The organism is Sphingobacterium sp. JUb56 (assembly GCF_014191365.1).
GTDB lineage: Bacteria > Bacteroidota > Bacteroidia > Sphingobacteriales > Sphingobacteriaceae > Sphingobacterium > Sphingobacterium anhuiense.
Genome location: NZ_JACHWL010000001.1, coordinates 2571178 through 2591950, shown reverse-complemented (window position 1 = coordinate 2591950; position 20773 = coordinate 2571178). Strand labels below are relative to the sequence as shown.

At 38.3% G+C, this 20773-nt stretch carries 14 protein-coding genes; 9 read left to right on the top strand and 5 right to left on the bottom strand.

Annotated elements, in window-relative coordinates; genetic code table 11:
• Positions 1 to 43: 43 nt before the first annotated feature.
• Positions 44 to 1303 carry an erythromycin esterase family protein gene (locus FHR29_RS10855; RefSeq protein WP_183914555.1) on the bottom strand — a complete coding sequence of 420 codons (1260 nt, stop codon included), beginning with the start codon at positions 1301 to 1303 and terminating at the stop codon, positions 44 to 46.
• 484 nt (positions 1304 to 1787) lie between these two features.
• Between FHR29_RS10855 and FHR29_RS10850 the strand changes: the two genes are divergently transcribed.
• The 4 genes from FHR29_RS10850 (at position 1788) to FHR29_RS10835 (ending at position 8788) form a co-directional block, all read left to right on the top strand.
• Positions 1788 to 2267, top strand: coding sequence for a hypothetical protein (locus FHR29_RS10850; RefSeq protein ID WP_183914553.1), 480 nt, complete (start codon positions 1788 to 1790; stop codon positions 2265 to 2267).
• Positions 2268 to 2512: 245 nt separating this feature from the next.
• Complete coding sequence (locus tag FHR29_RS10845) at positions 2513 to 5626, top strand: DUF6493 family protein (protein ID WP_183914551.1); 3114 nt, start codon at positions 2513 to 2515, stop codon at positions 5624 to 5626.
• A gap of 3 nt (positions 5627 to 5629) precedes the next feature.
• A complete protein-coding gene (locus tag FHR29_RS10840; protein ID WP_221197841.1) occupies positions 5630 to 6964 on the top strand; it encodes an SWIM zinc finger family protein in 1335 nt (444 codons plus the stop codon).
• A gap of 552 nt (positions 6965 to 7516) precedes the next feature.
• Positions 7517 to 8788, top strand: coding sequence for a family 16 glycosylhydrolase (locus tag FHR29_RS10835; protein ID WP_183914549.1), 1272 nt, complete (start codon positions 7517 to 7519; stop codon positions 8786 to 8788).
• 344 nt (positions 8789 to 9132) lie between these two features.
• On the opposite strand, the gene FHR29_RS10830 is transcribed toward FHR29_RS10835, so the two are convergent.
• Complete coding sequence (locus FHR29_RS10830) at positions 9133 to 10176, bottom strand: energy transducer TonB (RefSeq protein ID WP_183914547.1); 1044 nt, start codon at positions 10174 to 10176, stop codon at positions 9133 to 9135.
• A gap of 214 nt (positions 10177 to 10390) precedes the next feature.
• Between FHR29_RS10830 and FHR29_RS10825 the strand changes: the two genes are divergently transcribed.
• Both FHR29_RS10825 and FHR29_RS10820 read left to right on the top strand, forming a co-directional pair.
• Positions 10391 to 10759 carry an STAS/SEC14 domain-containing protein gene (locus FHR29_RS10825; RefSeq protein WP_183914545.1) on the top strand — a complete coding sequence of 123 codons (369 nt, stop codon included), beginning with the start codon at positions 10391 to 10393 and terminating at the stop codon, positions 10757 to 10759.
• Positions 10760 to 11454: 695 nt separating this feature from the next.
• Positions 11455 to 13737 carry a TonB-dependent receptor gene (locus FHR29_RS10820; RefSeq protein WP_183914543.1) on the top strand — a complete coding sequence of 761 codons (2283 nt, stop codon included), beginning with the start codon at positions 11455 to 11457 and terminating at the stop codon, positions 13735 to 13737.
• Between the two features lie 81 nt (positions 13738 to 13818).
• Here FHR29_RS10820 and FHR29_RS10815 read toward each other — a convergent pair whose 3' ends face one another.
• The 3 genes from FHR29_RS10815 to FHR29_RS10805 form a co-directional block, all read right to left on the bottom strand.
• Positions 13819 to 14922, bottom strand: a complete 1104-nt coding sequence (locus FHR29_RS10815; protein ID WP_183914542.1) for an alkene reductase — start codon at positions 14920 to 14922, stop codon at positions 13819 to 13821.
• 67 nt (positions 14923 to 14989) lie between these two features.
• Positions 14990 to 16003: a zinc-binding alcohol dehydrogenase family protein gene (locus FHR29_RS10810; protein WP_183914540.1), complete on the bottom strand. Its 1014-nt coding sequence runs from the start codon at positions 16001 to 16003 to the stop codon at positions 14990 to 14992.
• Positions 15984 to 16418 carry a DoxX family membrane protein gene (locus FHR29_RS10805; protein ID WP_183914538.1) on the bottom strand — a complete coding sequence of 145 codons (435 nt, stop codon included), beginning with the start codon at positions 16416 to 16418 and terminating at the stop codon, positions 15984 to 15986. Before FHR29_RS10805 ends, FHR29_RS10810 begins: the two co-directional genes overlap by 20 nt.
• A 705-nt stretch (positions 16419 to 17123) precedes the next feature.
• On the opposite strand from FHR29_RS10805, the gene FHR29_RS10800 reads away from it, so the two are divergent.
• From FHR29_RS10800 to FHR29_RS10790, 3 genes are all read left to right on the top strand, one after another.
• Entirely contained in the window at positions 17124 to 18836 is a 1713-nt protein-coding gene (locus FHR29_RS10800) for an FAD/NAD(P)-binding protein (RefSeq protein ID WP_183914536.1), read from the top strand.
• A gap of 139 nt (positions 18837 to 18975) precedes the next feature.
• Positions 18976 to 19566: an RNA polymerase sigma factor gene (locus FHR29_RS10795; RefSeq protein WP_183914534.1), complete on the top strand. Its 591-nt coding sequence runs from the start codon at positions 18976 to 18978 to the stop codon at positions 19564 to 19566.
• Positions 19567 to 19655: 89 nt separating this feature from the next.
• Positions 19656 to 20750 carry a FecR family protein gene (locus tag FHR29_RS10790; protein WP_183914532.1) on the top strand — a complete coding sequence of 365 codons (1095 nt, stop codon included), beginning with the start codon at positions 19656 to 19658 and terminating at the stop codon, positions 20748 to 20750.
• The last annotated feature ends 23 nt before the right edge of the window (positions 20751 to 20773 follow it).

Genomic DNA, 20773 nt, shown 5'->3' with positions numbered 1-20773 from the left:
TAAAGCATGCTCCTTATATTCATTTCATAGTTATGTCAGCCGTTTATTGAACTATTGTCGTTTTTACCATCTCATTATTAAAAATAATGCCGTCAAAATAATGGGGCCACACTTTAGATTCTTCCATGTATCCAAAAGGTCTTGCCACCTGTTCTTTGAATAACCATGAGCTTTTATTTAAATTTCTTATGTTCAAAAAGAAGTTCTGTTTACCGGTTTTAGAAAATAGATTTTCTAAAGTGTTCTCTTTAGCAGGGGGAATGACCTTATCTTTTTTCATTCCAATGGTGCCCCAATTGCCGTAATTAGTCATAAATGCAATGGAATATATCTTACCTTTATATTTTTCAAATAAATAGTCTCCAGTAGATTTTTCGGGGGCAGTATGATAATTCCTTGCAATATGTCTACTTGCTGCCCAAACTATTATTTTTTTGCCCGGATACCTCTTCTCCTTTAACCATATGATATTATCTGCCATGATGGAGTCTCTGGTGTTCATTGAAAAGTTGTTATCATTATATTTTCGCGAAATTAAAACTGGAGTAACGGCTACTTTATTTTTTAGAACCTGTTTTAGTAAATCAATATCTGAAGAGGACTGATTTTCTAACTGGCTTAAAAATCTTTGTGAAGTCTTTATAAATTTATTAGATAAGGCGATTAAATCGGTTTCTTGAATATCTTTTGGCAAGTTGTTCAGATAAGCCGCTAGATAAGAGTAGAATGTGAAATAGTCATTCTGTTCATTCTGATCTATAAAACCAATATTCAGTTTTTTTAAGGTTAGATATAATTCAACTGGGAAATCATTTCTGTCGATTTTAGAGATCTCCTGGTAATCCATACCGGATACAATCAGCGGATTTTCAGATTTTGCTGATGTATTGATGTACTGGATTAAAGGTTGCACTTCATTTGTCCAAGACCAATGTGGATATGTTGATCCCCTTAGATCTCGGATAGGATTGTTCGAGACTAAACTGTTTTGGAAAGATTTTTCAGCTAAATATAGACTACTTTCAAAGACAAGAACATCAAAATTCATTTGATCATGTAGAAATCTGATGAGCTGCCCCTTTGTTTTAAATACCGTACCATCCCCATGAGACTGCTCCCCTAATAATACAATTTCGGCATCTCCAATAATATCTTTCAGGGCTTTTGGGTTATTGGTTAGATTACCAGTTGTATCGATATTGAGATCGATAATTTCCTTTTTTAACCAGTTTATTTCTTTTTTTTGAGCCAGACTGAAGTTGCTGAAAACTAACGAAAATATTGCAACAATAAAATATTTCATAATTATAGGACATTGATAAAACTAAAATAATGTTTTTAAGTGACATTTTTTTATTTAATTCTAATGATCTGCATATACCCTGTGACTAGCAACATACTTTACAAGTTTAAGAATGGTTAGATCTTTGAAAAAATCAAGTTTTATTTTGTCTTTGTATAACATATTATTTATGCATTTTTTATGAGTCGTTATCCGTTAGTCGTGCATGCCGAGAATGTCAAAAAAATAATTAAGACCACTTGTTTTTAGCTATAAATATATCTTCATTATTCATGTTTATAAGTTGCTAAATTTAAAATATTGGAAATCTTATTCTGTGGCGAGTATCTTTAGAGTGTACCTCATGTGTTTAATAAAAAAGAATGGGGCCTAAAATCTCAATTGTAGTGTAAAGTCTAATGCATGCTATGATTCAGTTAAATAAATTTCATGATAAGATGTAGCTTTCTTGGTCAATACTACGTTTAAATCAAAAAAACCTTTCATGATGAAAAAGCTATTTTATTTTTCTTCCATTCTTTTTCTATTTAGCTCTTGTGCTAAAGATGACGATCTTTATTATTCATTTGATACAGAGATCGGACTGGAAATAAAAAACAAGGTCGGAAAAGACCTGTTAGATGGAGACCTTAGGGTTGAGAAGATAACACTTGCAGGAAATAATAATGGAGGAGAATCTCCAACGGGTGGACGACTTACGCCGGATACTCCGCCAGTAGATAGTTTTCAATTGAGAAAAATAGGTTCTGTCAATTCGCTACATCTTACATTCTCGCCAATTTATAAAGAATCTATTATTATGGTGAAATGGAAAGACATACCGAAGCAGGATACCCTGCGGGCGGAACTGTACAATAAAAATAATACCGTGTACCCGAGAAAAATATACTTAAATGGAAATACAGTTTGGACAGAAGGAGAAAAGGGAAGTAGAGGTGCGATTAAAATAGAAAAGGATATTTAGTTTATACATAGCCTGTTAATTTGGTTTTGTGATTCGAAAAACGAACTAATGATGACGCTTTTTTTACACTCTTAAAGTATAGGTGAAACAGTTGCTTTGTGTCGGCATATTTTCTGGTATATATGATTTCAATAGCTTCAAACGCACGTTTTCTTTTCTTTAAAATTTATATTTGATGTTTAATCTGTCAAAATTTTATATATTTAGTTTTGACAATAAAGGTTTAACAATTCGTAAAGGCAATTATGTTTAAGCATCTAAAATTCATTGACGGTACATCTGATAAATTCTGGGAAATACAAACAAACGGTGCAACACATACAGTGACTTATGGTAGAAATGGTACTGCTGGGCAATCTAAAGATAAAACATTTGATAGTGAAGAAGCGTGTCTCAAGGATGCGGAGAAGCTTATTAATGAGAAAACTAAGAAAGGATATTCGGAGGACGGCACAGTAGAAGTAGCGCCACAAGTTACAAAAGAGGGAACTGTGCGGAAACCTAACGCCTCAGCGCAGCGTAAAGAAGAAGCGGTGAAGCGTATTAAAGAGCTCATCAGTAAAGGCAGTGTATCTGATATTATTCCTTATCTGGAAGAATATGCAAGTGGGAATCTAGAGGTTATTAAAAAGGAGATTCGTGCTGCCAAGCGCTATTGGGTCGATTATGTGGATCTCTCCAAAGATCCTTTGTTTAAGTCGAAAGCGCAGTATGATTGGGGTATACGCGGGACAAAGGGGCAGCAACGTATGGTCAAATTATTGGCTTTAGCGACCTTTAGTGGTTCGGATGCTGCTAGCTGGGATGTATTTATCGAATTAATCAATCAAGTAAGAAGCCCGGAAGTTGACCAGATTCTAACGTATGCCAAACCCAATTGGCTGACACCATATTTGCTGCAATACGTGCGTAAAAATACGTGGCAATCTGTTGATTATGATACTTTAAGGTATGCGGAAAGTAAGGGGTTTCTGGAATTTGAACCGGAGGTTTACGCAAATTCGATGTCAAGACTCCATAATCCATCAGCTGCTTTACTGAGTTTTTTTACAACAGACGAATTGACCATACAGCGCGATATTCCACTTGTTTTTGATTATGAAACACCGATCCATACGGTTTACTCTAATTATAGGTATGAAAATCAGGTCAATGAACTGACCTGGGATAAAATATTTGATCAATTGCTGGCCGATAATAAAATTGATAAAGCGTTTATTTTAACAAGTGCTTTGGAGGTTCAAACCAAAAATTGGAACATTAACCTAAAGAGTTATTTTAGAAAATTGATCGATCGGATAGGCGTGGATGAGAAAATGCTGCTGGAGCACCAGGAGTTATTCTTTCCGTTGCTACACGCTGAAAATAGTGCGGTGATCAATTTCGTCGTCGATACTTTAAAACCTTATTTTGCACATGCTGACTTTAGACTGGAAGATTTTCTAACCTGGTCTGAGGGTCTTTTTATGCGCAATGATATTAAATCGGCACTTAAAACGCTGCTGGTACAATTTGATAAATTGCTTAAAAACCGTCCCGAAGTAAAACAACAATTTATTCTTCAGGCGGCCGATATCTTTATGGTGCAGGATCTGCAATTGCAGGATCGAGCGGCGAAATTTATATTAAAACATCAGAAAGATCCAATAGAAGCACTTACAGAAAAACTTACGCTTTACAGTGCGCAAATGCTGGGAAGTATTCCTGCAGATTTAAAAAATTTAATGGCGGCATCCAGCTATACTGAACAGGAAATCTTAAGTGAATTATTGATCAGTACCGGAGAGGAATATGTTTTTGATCCAGTGAACGAAAAAAAACTCCAGCAACCTATTAGTTATCCTGCGAGTTGGAATGATATTTTGTTTAAGATAGGAGAGGTCATCGGTAGTGCAGATGCCGTTCAGATGGAAATATTGATGAATGCCTGGGTCTTGCAAAGAGCGAATTTTCCGGCGGATTATAAGGAACAACTGGAGCCGTATATCAATCAGCTTAAGAAAGTTTACCGGGAATCACAATGGTTTCATCACTTTTCGGGGGTATTTTTAAATATGTACTTCCAGCCGAATAAGATCTATCAGAATACGGATCGATACTCAAACTATTCCAAATGGGCCAGTATGATCGGAGAGCAGTTAACACAGCTACAGCGCCATATCGCAAAAGAAATTCAATTGCCTTTATTGAGTTTACCGACGCATGAACCTTTTTGGATTGCTCCTCAAACATTGGTACAACGTATTTTAGATTATCAAGATAAAGGCGTAGCCCTAGATTTATTGGATCTGTCTATCGCTTTGAGCCGCACCGTTCGGGAAGATCTGGATGGTGTTGTACCGCTGATGGATCAGGTAAACGACAGTCAGGTCAAAGCAGTCCTGACCTATGCGTTAGGATTTGATGACGAACTGAAAATTGAAAAAAAATCATGGGTCAAAAAGCTTTTATCTTCATCCGATAATGCGCATGTAGGCTGGCTGGGTGTTTGGGCTACTGTTGCCCGGACGCATTATTCAGAGGCTGTTTTTCCGGAATTTGAAGATGAAAATTTGAAAGACATACCCTTTGCCCTAGCGCCTTTCCAACCGGAGCTTACGTTTACACCTTCTTATTATCAGGGATATAATTATCAGACTAAAAAATCAGAAATGGTGTATGATGGTGAAAAATTAAGTTTTCACTTTCCAAACTTCAAACAAGAACCGAACACCTTTATTTACCACAAGGATATTTATCAACGGGGCAAGGACAGTTTGCATAGTTATTATCTCTATAAAGATGATATCTCTTACATGCATAGTGTGATGCCTCAGAATACCGAAAGTCTTTCTTTGTTTCTGACCTTGGGGTTAGCGGCTAAATGTGATCAAGGTGGAAAGACACCGATTGGCTATTTGCAGGAAATGATGTATGATTTCTTTAACTTTGATCGGCAGTCGGTGCTATTTTTAGCGACTTCATGTTTTAACAAAGAAAAAGAAGTACGAGCCATGGCTACAGAAGTGCTCATCACGGCCATCGATAGGCATCGATTATCGGTTCAGAATCTGGGGCATTTCCTGGGCATCCTGATGAGTCATACTTATGGTCCATTAGGAAGATTAGAGGAGGTTTTGGGGCAGTGTCGGGATATCTCTTCCAAACATAATAATGCTTTGATACAAGTGATCAATCAGATGCTCCTGGATTACGCTATAGGTGAAAAAATGCCGACTAATTTCAAGAAACTGATCGAACTATATTATGATCTGGTACATAAGGAAAATCAGGAAATTTCCATTGAAATGAAGCAGGTATTTGAGAAATTAATGGTTTTTAAATCATTACAACCGATATTAAAAAAATTAAGCAAATAAGACATGGCAATTACAGATTTAGCGTTCAGCTACAGCAATAATTCTACACTTGTACAGCAATCAGGTATGCAGCAATTGGTGCTTGCCCACCAGTCCGAATTAAGTGAAGTAAGTGCTGTTCCGTGTTTTTTCTGGGGCAGTATTACCGATCCGCTGTTAACTTCAAAATGCTTATTGACATTGGCCAAAGTGGTGCAGTCCAGTTTTGGACCGGTACCCCCGAGCCTAAGGGATCCTATTGTATCTGCCGGTACAGATCAGATCCGCTTTGAAGGATTCTCTTCCTGCAATGGTGTGTATGCACGGGTTGACCTGCTTGAAGATGCCATTGATGGCGAGTTTATCAGTAGTGGTACGACCAATGTAGACTTTAATGAGCCTATGCTCAATGCCTTAAATGCCGTTAAAAAAACGGAGAAAATCGTGCTGGGTGTCGGAAGTAAAGAGGTTTCCGTCAGTACCGATAAAACCAAAGTAGTGGAAAAGAAAGTCACTTTACCACCCCGATGGATCAAAGGATTGACTTCTGTACAGCTGTATCTTGCCGGTATGCAAGAAAAATACAGTTTGTCCAAAATACAGATTATCCAACTGTTTCAGGGCATTCCAAAAGGGAATGTAAAAGGTGAGTTATTCCTAAGTCAGAGAGGGCCCAGGTTTGTATTTTCACCTATTGCAACAGCGGGATCAGTACGCGTAGGCGGTGTACAGCGCTTGCGTTTATTGGAAGGAATCTTGCCTTATGCCGAAAAGTTGGTCGTCTATCAGGAAGACGGAGGCGAGAGTTGTGCCTTTGTTGCCGATTTTGGTAAGATCAGGCTTTCGTTGGCATTATCGCCCGATAACTACCGCGGTTTTTCAGGGGAAGGAAATGTATTGGAAAATATGGTCAAGGCGGTGCCTCAAGAATGGGTACATGCCGTGAACAGCCTGCTTAAGTCCAATGCACTTTTTGATCCGACTTTATTAGCGATAGAACACGATGTAGATTTTGCATCCATGGATACCTTGACAGGTTCCCTTTCGTCAATAGGTTTACTCGGGTATGATCTGCACGATCATCAGCACTATTACCGCAGATTGCCCTTCAAGACAGAGCGTATCCTGGCTCTAAATCCTAGATTGAAGAATGCACAGAAATTAGTGACAACTGATGGTGTTCAATTTGTCAAAAATACGCCAAACTACATCGAAGCCCGAGTTGAAGGTTCGGGTGTAAAACATACGGTGATTATTGCTGGAGACAAACAGCAATGTACCTGCGACTGGTTTACCAATCATCAAGGAAAACGCGGACTGTGTAAACATATCTTGGCAGTAAAAATGCTAAATGGCTAGTCTTGTATTCAGAAGGATAAAGCTTTGATGAAAACAAATATCAAAGCTTTGCAGTCATTATAAAGAAAAGATGCTTTCCTTAATCGGAAAGCATCTTTTTACGTTTATTATAGCTCTATTTGGTAAATTTTTACTCTTCTGTATCTTCATTCTTCCCCACAACTATTTCTTATTTTAACGTGTAAAGGGCAAGAAAATGTTTGCTGTTATGTTATTTATTTGAGAGAAATCTGATGTCAATTATGTCGTTAAGCATCTCGGAAATAATGAAATGATTTAAATTATAGCTTAAACCTATCCTTATAATTTTTTGCTGTCTTTCAGTTCAGGTGCAAAGGGAATGCATTCGCCATACTGTCAAGTTTTTATTGAAAAATTAGTTGTTATCCTAAAATTTATTGTATCTTAGAAATATTATGTAGTACATAAATACAACCAATAATCTTGTAACTAACGTGGGTAAGATTAGATAAGACCGTAAAGAATGTGATCAAAGAGGATTTTCTAGTTACAATTTATAGTGAGCACTTTTTAAATTTTTAAATAATCATTATGAACAGAAAAACCCTAAATTTTATGGCAGCTGGTTCTTTGCTAGCTGTTTGCAGTATGCATGTGTCCTGCAGCAAAGAACATGTAAACCAATCAACTGATCAATTGTTAAATCTGTCAAAAACAAAAGCGGTTGCGATTACCGCTTCCGTACAAAGTTTATCCGATTATGAATTAATTTGGTCAGATGAATTCAATACGGTAGGTGGCTTTGACGATAGTAAATGGAGCTATGCCGAACGCGGTACTGTAGCCTGGAACAAGTATATGACGCATACACCTGACTATGTTTCGCAAGATGGTAATAATCTCGTGCTGCGCATGGACAATGCTGTGATTCCAACAGATCCAGTTCCGTATCATAGTGGCGGTGTTAAATCACAGAGTAAATTCAGTATGACCTTTGGTAAAGTAGAGGTCAGGGCAAAATTTACTCAAGGAAGGGGTTCGTGGCCAGCGATATGGATGATGCCGGAACCTGCAACGGCTTATGCTGGATGGCCGGGATGCGGTGAAATCGATATTATGGAGCATGTCAATAATGAGATGGTCGTGCATCAATCGGTGCATAATGCTACCGTAACAGGTTCTGGGGGAGGTACCAGTGCGACACATTCTACGAGCTATAATGCCGCAGACTATAATATTTATGGTCTCGAGTGGAGCCCGAATGCGCTCAAATTTTTTGTTAATAATACCCTTCAGTATACGTATACGAAGGCCACTGGAGCGACCTGGCAACAATGGCCATTTGATGTTCCTTTTTATTTAATTTTAAATCAAGCTGGTGGAGCGGGTTGGCCTGGTGCTATTACGAATGCAGATTTGCCGTTTAATATGCAAGTGGATTATGTACGTGTTTATAATCTGCCTATCTTTTACAATGGTGGGTTTGAAACGGGTACACTTTCGCCTTGGACTTCTTGGGGTGGCAATGCGGCGATTGTTAGTTCCAATATGCGTACCGGATTAAAATGTATTCAATTGACGGGGGGAGCAAATGCTGTTGAACAGTATCTAACGGGACTGCAGCCTAATACGACTTATCGGTTTTCTGGATATGGTAAAGTTGCCGCTGCTGGACAACAGGTGTTACTTGGGGTTAAAGGTTATGGCGGCGCTGCTGTCGATGCGGCCTTTAATACCACTTCATACAGCAATAATTCCGTTACTTTTACAACGGGAGCGACACAAACAACGGCAACCTTATACTTTTATAAGGCTGGTACCGGAACTGTTTACGGTGATGATTTTACATTAGAAAAATTATAACAGCTTCTATATTTTTTCTTTATCACTCCTTAAGTCTGACAAGTTTTTGTCTGATTTAAGGAGTGATATTAAGGGCATATAGGTTCCACTACCTAGAGCCTGTTTCAATCAAGATTATCCTATAGTAAAACCTCTTATTGAAAAGACAAAAAATCGAAATGACTGCGAGAGTAAAAATTTAATGATGATGGGGAAAGAATGGAGTTTTAGCAACAATGCATATTATTCTATCCTGCACTCCTAAATCTCATGTATTGTGATTGTTATATTAACCTTGTTTGATAAAATAAAAGCGCCTTTTTAAGGGCGCTTTTTATGATATCGTATTGATTTTGAGAGCGTGGCTATTTACTTGCTGAGAGTCTGAGCGGCAAGGAGAAACCTACTCGGACGGGTGCACCTCCTTGTAACCCAGGTGTCCATCTTTTTGATTTTTTTATTACTCTGATTGCCTCTTCGCCTGTACCGTATCCTAAATCCTGTATAATATTGAAATCTGTCAGATCACCATTTTTATCCACCACAAAAGAGATTTCGACAATACCCGCAACTTTATTTTTCAGTGCTTCTTTCGAATAGGAATAGTTCTTGGTAACAAGTTTCATGAATTTTTCTACTCCACCTGGATAAGTAGGCTGAACATCACGATTGGTACTGTCATAATGATAAAGTTCGCCATTTTCTTTGGTCAAAGTGCCTTCAATAAATTCTCCTTTCCTGTAAAGTTCTTTAAAAGTTCCGATCTTGTTATCTAAAAGTCTTCTTTTACCTGTCCATTCTCCTTCTTGTAGGTGTTCGATCATCTTTCCGCTTTTAAAATTTTCATCTGGAGTTCCAAATTCAATAAATCCTGTTCCTTGATCCAGTGTTTTATTTCCTAATGAATCAAAGTATGCAATATACTTAACTGTCGAGTCTGTCTCTGTTTGTGGGAAATATCGAATCATTTGGGTCCTTCCTGAAGGATAATACTGGTAGGCGGTGTCAATCATTCTTGATTTATGATCATACTGCTTTATAGATTCCAGTTGCCCTGAAGGGTAATACTGGTAGGCCTTGTCGATTATTCTTGATTTATGATCGTACCGCTTTACCGACTCCAATTGACCTGAAGGGTAATAGGTTTTTATTGTACCGATAAATGCGTAGGGCAAGTTCTGGTGACGTATCGTTCCTTCCAATTTTAGGATGTTATCTTTCTTGTACCTTTCTATTACATGATAATACTGTTGACCATCTTTGACAATCGGTGATATTGTTTGGCTGAAATAGGTCGGGGTACTGAGGGTTACCAGGCCATAATTTTCACTAAAATACTGTTGCGCATAGATTTGTTGGATAAAACTGAATTGAATAATAAGGGAAAATAGGTAAAATAGCTTTTTCATGTAAAAAATTTGCACAAAAATAAACATTTTACTCAGTTAAGAAAATTGTGTTGATAGTTTTTATAATAAGGATGAAAAAGCTCATAAGCAACATATAAATCGAAAAAATACTGCAGTGATGACCTGTGTTAATTTTATAAAGTATCGTTTCAAAGAGTGGATATGAACTAAATAGGGCCTTGTTTGTACCTTTTGTATACATAACGTTCATAATATGCTTACAGTTATTCAAAATCTGCCTGACCATGTGTTTGGCGTTCGTGCAAGTGGAGAGGTCACTAAAGATGATTTAAAAGATGTTTTATTGCCCGGACTGGAATCCCTGGCCAATCAATATAAAGAGATCTACTATCTTTTGGTATTGGATACCGATGTGCAGAACTTTACTGCAGGTGCCTGGGTGCAGGATCTGATAGCAGGAGTGAAGCACTTTACAGATTGGAAGAAGATGGCTATCGTAACTGATCAGAAAGCGGTAGAAAAATTTACGGATGCCTTTAGTTACATCAGTCCGGGCGAAGCTAAGGGCTATGAACTCCGGGAGCTGCAAGATGCGATCGATTGGTTGAGTATTAAAAAGTAAGTGTGATTGCTGACGGCATTACCTGCGGGGCTTGCTCTTGAAATCACAATTTTTCCAATCTTATTTATTAGACTCAAAATTGGAAATGGAACAATTGAGGTTCTGCAAAATTCCATTCAAAGCAATTTATCGCAGTCAAGTGTTGCGTGAAAAGCTGTACAGGTAAAAAGAAATATACTAAAAAGTGTAATAGCAACTTTGTTGCTATTACACTTTTTAGTATATTTGCCTTGTGCTGATACATAAACAGATCCAATCTAGAAGTTTAAAAACGAATCTTATCGTTTTTTTGTATCTCTATTGGATTGTCTGTAGTATATTTTTTCTACATATCCATGTTCTAAAATCGGGTGAAGTTATACAGCATAAGCATCCTTATCCGATTACAAAGAAGGGGAATGATCACCATAGTGAGAATGAAATTCGGACCTTTAGTTCTGATTATCTTTTTGAGTTTTCCGAAGGGCCTGTTTATCATAACCTAAATCCATTTTTTACACTGTGGGGTGTTTTATGGAAATTTCCAATCGATCTTTATGAAATTTCCCAGTCTTTAGTTTCGACCTTCCCGCGCGGTCCCCCAATCTTTATCAATTATATTACTATGGTGCGGTAGCACTATTTCATTTTCTGGTTTTTTACGATTTTAAAATGCTTTGTCATTGCTAATAATGATGAAGTAATGAATATATAGGATGAAGAAATTTTTATTTTTTGCTTTGTCTGTTATTGCTACGTTTAATAGTTACGGGCAGACGGACAGCAAGCATACCGGGCGCATTTTGGATGACAAAAAGGGGGCGCCGATAGCAGGGATTACTATTAAAGTACCGGACCTTAAGCTGGAGCTCGTTTCGGATCAGAACGGTGGGTTTATCATCCCCCCGAAATATAAGGGGCAACATTTGGTGGAATTTAGCGGTGTCGGTTACCAGACGCGAAGTTTTAAAATTGATTTGAATAGTCATGATGTACTTTCAATTCCATTAAGTCCGAGCAATTTAACGCTCGATGAAGTCATTGTAACGAGTGCAGCGATCAGCTCAAGCAGTAAAAAAAATAGCACTTCAATCGCTGTTGTGGGCAAACAGCAATTATTGGAGCCAGCGACGAATGCAATAGAAGGTTTGGCGAGGCTAGTGCCTGGGGTAGCGGCGATTACGACTGGATCATCTATCGCGAAACCTGTAATCCGGGGGCTATCATCCAACCGGGTTGTGACGATCAGCAACGGGGTCAAGCAGCAGGGCAATCAGTGGGGCGATGAGCACGGGATCGAGATCGATCAATATGGTGCAGATCGTGTCGAAGTATTGCGGGGTGCAGCATCTTTGATGTATGGATCCGATGCACTAGGAGGAGTGATCAATTTTTTGGAGCCCCTTGTTCCGCAAAGTGGGGAAGTTAAAGGCGAGGTATTATCCAATTATTCGACCAATGGCGGATTAAGTGCCAGTTCTGCTATGTTGACAGGTAATCAAAATGGATTTGTCTGGAGAGGAAGAGGAACTTATAAAAATGCTTATTCATTCAAGACTCCTACAGGTTATTTTCCAAATTCAGGTTTTAATGAAACGAATTTCAGCGCCATGTTTGGGCTTAATAAATCTTGGGGTTATTCCCATGTAAACGCATCTTTTTTTCGCAATAATATTGGATTTTATGAACCTGCTTTTGATAGCCAGGGTAATTATATCGATGCTACAGGGAATCGTTTTACGGATCGAGATTTTAAAAATAGAAGCCTGGAGTTTCCGAAGCAGGATATCCGACATACAAAGCTTTCCTGGAATAATCAGCTTATTTTAGATCAGGGATCATTAAAATTTGATCTTGGTTATCAGAACAACCAGCGTCGAGAACATGATAATCCTGTTCCCAATCTCTTTTTGGATCTACATACATTAACCCTTGATGCGAAGTATACTGTCAATGAATTTCAGGGATGGCAGCCAGCTTTTGGGATCAGTGCCGAACATGCTAAAAATTCCAATAAAGGGGCTGAGTTTTTGCTTCCCGATTACCAGAGTTTTGGAGCGGGGGCTTTTGGGTATCTTAAAAAGACCTGGGATAACACGACTGTTAATGCTGGTGTGCGCTATGATTATCGTGTCAATGATGGTGATGGATATGTCAAAGATGGCGAAACGTTTGAAAAGTATAAAAATCATTTTTCGAACGTTAGTTTTGCTACGGGTCTAACGCATCAATTGAGTCCGTATATTAATCTAAAAGCCAATTTAGGGAATGCTTTTCGATCTCCCAATCCGGCAGAACTTAGTTCAAATGGTGTCCATGAGGGAACCTTCCGGTATGAAATCGGTAATACGGCTCTGAAGCCCGAAAAAAGTTATCAGGCGGATATCAGTGTAGACTACGATCGGGGTATATTCAATGGAAGTATCAGTCTTTATTCTAACCTGATCAAAGATTATATCTACATTTCATCACGGCCTGGTGATGAAACAGCTGATGGGATGGCAATTTACCGGTATGGTCAGGTTGATGCACAGCTGCATGGATTTGAAGGAGATTTTAATATAACCTTATTCCGTTATCTTACTTTTAACAATATTTTCTCGTACACGTATGCTAAAAATAAAACCCTGGATAGACCTTTACCTTTTATTCCAGCAGGACAGTTCAAAAATAGCCTGAAATATAGCCCGGAAATAAAAGGACTGTCGGCCAGCTATTTGAAAGTCGGCATTGATAACTTTTTTGCGCAGCGACGCGTAGACCGTGAATTTGAAACCAGTGTGTCGGGATATACTTTGTTAAATGCCTCTTTAGGAACGACGTTTAAGATCAGGGGATTAAATATACAAACGTATGTTGCTGGAAATAATTTGCTTGATAAAAAATATTACGATGCATTGAGCCGTCTGAGACCCGGCAGATTAGATCATCATGACCTCTCATTGGGTGTCTATAATCCGGGGCGCAATCTTACTTTTGGCCTGATTACAGCTTTCTAAAAGCACAAAAGTGGAAGTAGGGATGCTTCCACTTTTGTAATCACAATAACCTTTTTTCTCCTTCTATCCAGCTCGTAAGAATCAGTTCATAAATGTATAATCTGTGTATCCTCGGGCATCGCCTCCTCCAAATAAAGTATGATTGTCTGATATGTCATTTAAGGGAGCTTCCAATTTAACACGTTGCGGATAATCCGGATTTGTTAAAAATTTCCTTCCAAAACCTATTAAGTCAACCAAATTGTCTGCTAATAGTTTTTCTCCTTCTTCAGGAGTTTTATTTCCTGTTGCGATGATGGTATTTGTGAATTTTTTTCTCAACTCTAATCTGAATATTTCTGGAATTAAGGGTGCATCTGCCCAATCTGCTTCACAGAGATGGATGTAGGCAATATCTAATTTATTTAATTCCGCCGCGGCTAACATAATCGTATCAAGTATTTCGACATCGTCCATATCCTTAAAAGTAATGAACGGAGAAAGACGAACGCCTGTTCTTTCTTTGCCTACAGCCATAATTACAGCTTTGGTAATCTGAATTAATAATCGAATCCTGTTTTCTTGGGTACCTCCATACGCATCGATTCTTTGATTGGAGTTGCTCCGTAAAAACTGGTCAATCAAATAACCATTAGCCCCGTGAATTTCTATTCCGTCGAAACCAGCTTCTATTGCATTTTTTGCTCCTTGTGCAAATTCTTGAATGACCACCTCCATATCTTCTTGCGTCATTTCTCTTGGTTCTTCGACAGGTACAAAAGTAGCATCTCCATTGGGTGCACCATTAAATATATAAACATTCGTATCTTTTGCTATTAATGCCGATGGTGCAATAGGCTGTAATCCGTTAACTTTGGAAGATGAAACTCTTCCAACATGCCACAGTTGTAAAAAGATCTTGCTACCGGCATGATGTACGGCTTTTGTTGTTAATTTCCAACCTTCAATTTGTTCTTGGGTATAAATTCCAGGTGTTTTTGCATAGCCCTTTCCTTGTAAAGAAACTTGGGTAGCTTCTGTGATGATAAGTCCTGCAGATGCTCTTTGGGCATAGTATGTTGCCATTAAAGCATTGGGAATATCGCCGGGTTGTGATGCCCTTGAGCGTGTCATAGGAGCCATCAGGAAACGGTTTTTTAATGCTATCCCTTTCAGGATATAGGATTCGAAAAGTTTTGTAAACATTTTATTTCGTTTTGTAAATATTTTATTGATGCTATTGTGATAAAGCTGGGGTAATCTGTATTTCGGGTTAAAATTTTAGTACTACTTTACCGATTGTTTTCCCACTTTCCAATAGACGGTGCGCCTCTTTTAGGTTATCTGCCGTAAATCCTTCTATGGTCGTATTAAGGGTTGACTGTAAAGTCCGGGCATCTAAGAGTTGGGCAATTTTGTTGAGAATATGATGCTGTTCTATCCTGTCTTCTGTTTGAAACATGGAGCGTGTAAACATGAGCTCCCAATGAAAGCTGACACTTTTGCCTTTTAGCTGACGGAGGTTTACCGGTTCTGTAGGATCGCTGATTGAACCTATTTTTCCCTGTGGTTTGATGAGTGCCACCATCGCATCCCAATATTGATTTACATCTATAAAATCTACAATAATATCTACCGAATCAAAACCGGTATTTCTTACTTCGTTCACTAAATCTTTGTGGTTCACAACATAGTCTGCTCCAAGTTTTTTGCACCATTCAATTGTGTCTGGTCTCGATGCTGTTGCAATAACTTGTAATCCTAAGATGTTTTTAGCCAATTGTATGGCCACGGAACCCACGCCACCTGCACCGCCGATAATCAATATGGACTTACCTTTGTCTTTGTCAGGATCCAGTCGTAAACGGTCAAACAAAATTTCGTAGGCCGTAAGCGCCGTTAAAGGCATTGCAGCAGCTTCTGCAACGCTTATCTTTTGTGGAGCAAAGCCAACAATGCGCTCGTCCACCAGTTGATACTCCTGATTGGAACCGTCTTTTGTAATGTCTCCTGCGTAGAAAACATGATCTCCTTTTTTGAAAAGCGTTGCTTTATCTCCAATTTCTTCCACAGTACCTACAGCATCCCAACCAATGATTTTTGGTTCGTTCAAGACGTTGTCTTTTGCGGCACCCTGTCTAATTTTATAATCGACCGGGTTGATGGAGATGGCCTCGATTTTTACTAAAATATCATGTCCTGTTGGTGGAATTATTTCTTTTTCAAATTCAATGAAGCTTTCTGCTTCGTTGATCGGTAATGATTTTTTAAATCCTATTGCTTTCATTTTGTCTAATTTTGTTTTTAAATAAGTGGTCTGCGGCATAACTGTTATTATTTATTTTGGTAATCAATTGGTAAAAAAACAAGGCATAAATCATTTGTATACCCATTGCTTCCCAATTTTCAATAGTGCTGCTTCCAAATAGTAATAAAATAATAAGGATAGCACCAGCAACACTTGTGCGATATGTAAATAAACCAATGATGAGCAGTAATCCAATGAGGAATTCTGCGAAAGGCAAAGCCAGTCCGAATATTTTGATCGAAAGGGAAGGAAGCCAGCTTTTTTGAAAATTGGTCACCATGTTATCACTAAAAGCATCAAGTTTTGGAATACGTGCTAAGCCGTGTCCCAGCATATTGACACCCATTGCTACTCGCAGTAAAGCATAGGCGACCGAAGAATTATTTGTCTTCATATCTGTTTTGATTTATATCGATTTATTTTTTCAATAGTTTTAAATTACAGTACAAAATTAGAGTCGCAAGGCTAGGGGTTTTAGTAAATTTAAATGTTTTTTTTGTATAAATTCATTGTTATGAACCGAATGGGTCTGGATACCTAAGTGCAACAATCTATTGCAGGTGCCAGATCTGATCGCTGGGGTGAAAATTAGGAACGAAGTTATCGGAATGCAGAAAATGATGCTGTAATAAGTATAAACTATTGGGATAGGTGGTTTATGCCTGTTGGCTTCACACAAATACTTGATTTTACCGTTAGCAGAACTTTGCTAGCGATACGTTGTTATCCTTGCGAATATGCGATGCGGTGTTTATAAGAATTGAGGTATTTTCCGGAAAGGATCTATTTTTAAAATTTTAGCGAAACAATAGTCGAGCTGAAATTTGGACCATATGCTCTTTTATTCAACATGAATGAGGAGGAGAGCGAGACTACCTTTTTTTAAGGTTTCCTCATGGAAAAATTGTCGGAGAGCATAATACTTGGATCATCAGGATCGATCATTCGGAGAATATTATTTAAGCTCATGGGAAAATGAAAGTGACCTGTAGGACACAATGTAAAAATCGACCTTCCACAGTATGCCGATAGCATATTTGATGGAAAGTAAAATCAGTAGAAAGTTGACGTGTAAAATTAATCAATAGCCTTAAATTGTATGGACAATCAAAAATTAAGTTCCATTGCGCTGATCGGTGGGGGGCCAGCCGCTTTATTTATGTTAAAGGAGATTGTCAACCAAAATCTTGCGGTTGAACATATCTCCATTTTCGAAAAAAATGAACGTTTGGGAGTTGGAATGCCTTATGGTAAATATGGGGCCCGTAAGGAACACTTGGCCAATGTTTCGGCCAACGAAATTCCAGCATTAATTGACGACGTCCCGACTTATCTGTCACGTTATACTGGAACTGATTTTCCGGATTACTATGCGCATGGTAAATCGAATCCCTACCAGGTTTTACCAAGGCTTCTTTTAGGGGATTATCTTGAAAATCAATTTCACCAATACATAGCCTTGGCCATCAAGCGTAAAATAAAGGTGGAGGTTTTTACCGAGACCGAAGTGATTGATCTGGTGTATGATAGGGCAAATGAATTTTACTCCGTATTTACGGCCACTGATGATGAATATGAAGCTGAAATGGTTGTTATCTGTACCGGGCATTATTGGCCCGAAACTTTTGAAGGAAAGATAAAAGGGTGGTACGATTCTCCCTATCCACCTACTAAATTTGATCAAATGACTAACTTTCCGGTCGCTATTAAGGGTGCTTCTCTTACTGCTGTCGATGCCGTAAAGACATTATCTCGTCTGAACGGCCGTTATATCGTTGAGAATGATCAGGTGAGTTATGTGCTGCATGAAGAATCGCCCAATTTTTCGATCCATTTATTTTCGACAGGTGGTTATCTACCTGCACTGCGTTTTCATTCGGAAGAGGAGCCTTATGCGGTATCCTGGTCCATGACACTGGATGAGATTTATGAATACAAAGAGAAAAATGACGGTTTTGTAGATCTTGATTACGTTTTTGAGCGAAATTTCAAATGTCCGTTGCAGAAAAGTGATCCTGCTTTTTATGAAAAGATAAAAGAAATGACGATTGAGGAGTTTGTGGAAGAAATGCTGCGCATCCGAAATGAACTTGACAGTTTTACGCTTTTTAGAGCGGAATATCTCGAAGCAAAAAAATCCATTGACAGAAGGCAGTCGATATCCTGGAAGGAAAAACTGGCTGCTTTCAGCTATGCCATGAACTATCCTGCTAAACACTTCTCTGCAGAAGATATGCTCCGGTTGCGGAGGGTTTTAATGCCGCTCATCAGCGTAATCATTGCTTCTTTGCCTCAGGAATCCTACAGAGAAATTATTGCTTTATATGAAGCTGGTGTCATTGACCATATTCAAGTCGATAAAGCAAGTCAGGTAGACCCTCATCATGATTTCGGTGCCATTTATAGCTACATGGACACTGAGGGTAAACAAAAGAAAACGCATTATCAATTATATGTTGACGGTACAGGACAACAACCATTGGAATTTAATGACATGCCGTTTGAAGGGATCAAAAACGAGGGTCTGATCAGTACAGGATACCTGAATTTTAAGAATAGGGCTGAAGGGGAGAAGTATTTTAACGAAAAGGGTTATCATGTGAAAAGCAGTACTAACAATTTTTATATGCAGGTAAAGGGACTGAGTATTAATGACCATTTTCAGGCACTTGATGCTTTTGGAAGTGCTACTAAAAATCTATTTATTATGGCTGTACCATTTATTGGCGGGCTGAATCCGGATTATTCAGGTCTTGACTTCTGTGACACTGCAAGTGAGCGTATCGTGAAGTTCATAAAGAATAAGGGATAAGATCTCACCGTTTTGTTTTGCGCTTTTATATTAAGAAGATACTTTTTTAATAATGTATACCCCTAATGTTTTTATTTTGAAAAATTTATCTTTACTTTGACTTTAACGTTCATGCCAATTAAATGTTAAACCAATAGTGATGTCTCCAAAAGAACTAGCAACACTCGAAAAATTGAAAGATGGGGATTTAGCTTCATTTAATGCTATTTATTTTCAATATTCTCCAAAGATCTATGTGCGGCTGATCAAATTGGTAAAAGATCCAGTTGTAGCAGAAGAAATCTTGCAGGATGTATTTACTAAAGTGTGGGTGAACCGCGCTAAGATCGATCCCACTAAAGGTTTCACCTCTTTCCTCAATCATATTTCGGATAATTTGGCTATAGATTTTTTTCGCAAGGTGCAGCGTGATAAGTCATTACAAATGGAGCTGTGGGTGTCGGCAGTAGAATTGTATTATCATACAGAGGAACATATTTATTTAAAAGATACGCAGGACATTTTAGCAAAGGCAATTGATTCGTTGAGTCCAAAGCGGAAGGAAATTTTGATCCTCAATAAATTTCATGAAAAAAGCTATAAAGAAATAGCCGAAGAACTCGATATTTCGGTTTCTACTGTTAGCAATCAACTGGTCAGTGCACTTAAAGATATAAAAGAATATATTCAAAAAAACTACCGAAATGAGGCTATAATCAGCTTTTTGGCCACTTTACTATTTAAATTTTAAAAATAATTGAAATGCCAATAGTGTGTTTCTTTCTGACAGACGTATAGAGAGTTAAATACAGCAATGTATTCGACTAATTATAAACTGTTTTGAAAGGACATTTTTTTAGAAATAAGCTAGCGGAGTATATTCATCATACACTCGACTTAAAGGAATATGAAGCATTTTTTGATGAGCTGAATGAGGTGGATCCTGTTCTGCTTCAGCAATGGATCTCACAAATTCTAGAGGCGGAAGAAGAAGGTGCGCGCGCACGTATTCCAATTCCTGATCTTTCCAGGGTTCATCAACAAGTTCTCCAAAAGGTGTATGCGATAGATCCTCCGGTGGAGCGAAAAACTCGAAAAATAACATACTGGATATGGGCATCTAGCGCGGCGGTCTTGTTATGTCTATTTTCGCTGCTGTATATCTTCTCCCCGAATATACAAGAGGAGGCTGTCAACAAATCTATGTTATCCTGGTATGAAAACAGTCATCATTATACCATCGATATGCAACTTCCTGATAGCTCTATCGCTATTCTGTATCCACATGCGAAGATCAGTTATGTGCTCAATGAGGAAGGGAACCGTGAGATTAAGCAGGTGCAGGGAAAGGTGATTTATAAAGTCCATAAAAATCCAAAGGCTCCTTTTACGGTTAATTATAGGGGCTATGTAACGAAGGCGCTGGGAACAGTGTTTAGTGTCGATCCCCAAGCGGATGAAAATATTTTGATTAAACTTTTGGAGGGTAAGGTATCGGTCGGCCTGTTTGATGCGCGACCACAAGATCTTGTATACCTGAATGGGAATGAAGAGGTGAAAGTTGATCTGAGGTTGCATACAATGACCAAAATGTCGGCTAAGGTTTTGGAAAAATCCCGTTTAGCACGAGTAGATAAAAAACTAAGGGAGCTTATTCCAAGTTTTAATGCCAATGTCGCCTGGACCAGTCAATCCGTTGAATTCAGCCAAACCAAAAATACGCAGCTTCTCCAGGTGATTGAAAACTTATATGAAGTGTCTATTATCTGTGAAAGTGCGGAATTACGATCCAATTCATTTACAGGAAGCCTCAACAGAAAAGAGCCTCTTGAAAAATTCTTAACTAATTTCTGTCAATTAAATGGTTGCTCGTTCCGTCTTGATAATGGAATCGTCACCTTAAGCAATTCAGCAAGAAAGGAGGGTCCAAATTAGGAAATCAACCCTTAATTATACCT

Coding starts and splice junctions, on each gene's coding strand:
- FHR29_RS10835 (WP_183914549.1), top strand. CDS start 7,517: ATGAACAGAAAAACCCTAAATTTTATGGCAGCTGGTTCTTTGCTAGCT.
- FHR29_RS10815 (WP_183914542.1), bottom strand. CDS start 14,922: ATGTTTACAAAACTTTTCGAATCCTATATCCTGAAAGGGATAGCATTA.
- FHR29_RS10800 (WP_183914536.1), top strand. CDS start 17,124: ATGGACAATCAAAAATTAAGTTCCATTGCGCTGATCGGTGGGGGGCCA.
- FHR29_RS10855 (WP_183914555.1), bottom strand. CDS start 1,303: ATGAAATATTTTATTGTTGCAATATTTTCGTTAGTTTTCAGCAACTTC.
- FHR29_RS10820 (WP_183914543.1), top strand. CDS start 11,455: ATGAAGAAATTTTTATTTTTTGCTTTGTCTGTTATTGCTACGTTTAAT.
- FHR29_RS10805 (WP_183914538.1), bottom strand. CDS start 16,418: ATGAAGACAAATAATTCTTCGGTCGCCTATGCTTTACTGCGAGTAGCA.
- FHR29_RS10810 (WP_183914540.1), bottom strand. CDS start 16,003: ATGAAAGCAATAGGATTTAAAAAATCATTACCGATCAACGAAGCAGAA.
- FHR29_RS10830 (WP_183914547.1), bottom strand. CDS start 10,176: ATGAAAAAGCTATTTTACCTATTTTCCCTTATTATTCAATTCAGTTTT.
- FHR29_RS10840 (WP_221197841.1), top strand. CDS start 5,630: ATGGCAATTACAGATTTAGCGTTCAGCTACAGCAATAATTCTACACTT.
- FHR29_RS10825 (WP_183914545.1), top strand. CDS start 10,391: ATGCTTACAGTTATTCAAAATCTGCCTGACCATGTGTTTGGCGTTCGT.
- FHR29_RS10795 (WP_183914534.1), top strand. CDS start 18,976: ATGTCTCCAAAAGAACTAGCAACACTCGAAAAATTGAAAGATGGGGAT.
- FHR29_RS10850 (WP_183914553.1), top strand. CDS start 1,788: ATGATGAAAAAGCTATTTTATTTTTCTTCCATTCTTTTTCTATTTAGC.
- FHR29_RS10845 (WP_183914551.1), top strand. CDS start 2,513: ATGTTTAAGCATCTAAAATTCATTGACGGTACATCTGATAAATTCTGG.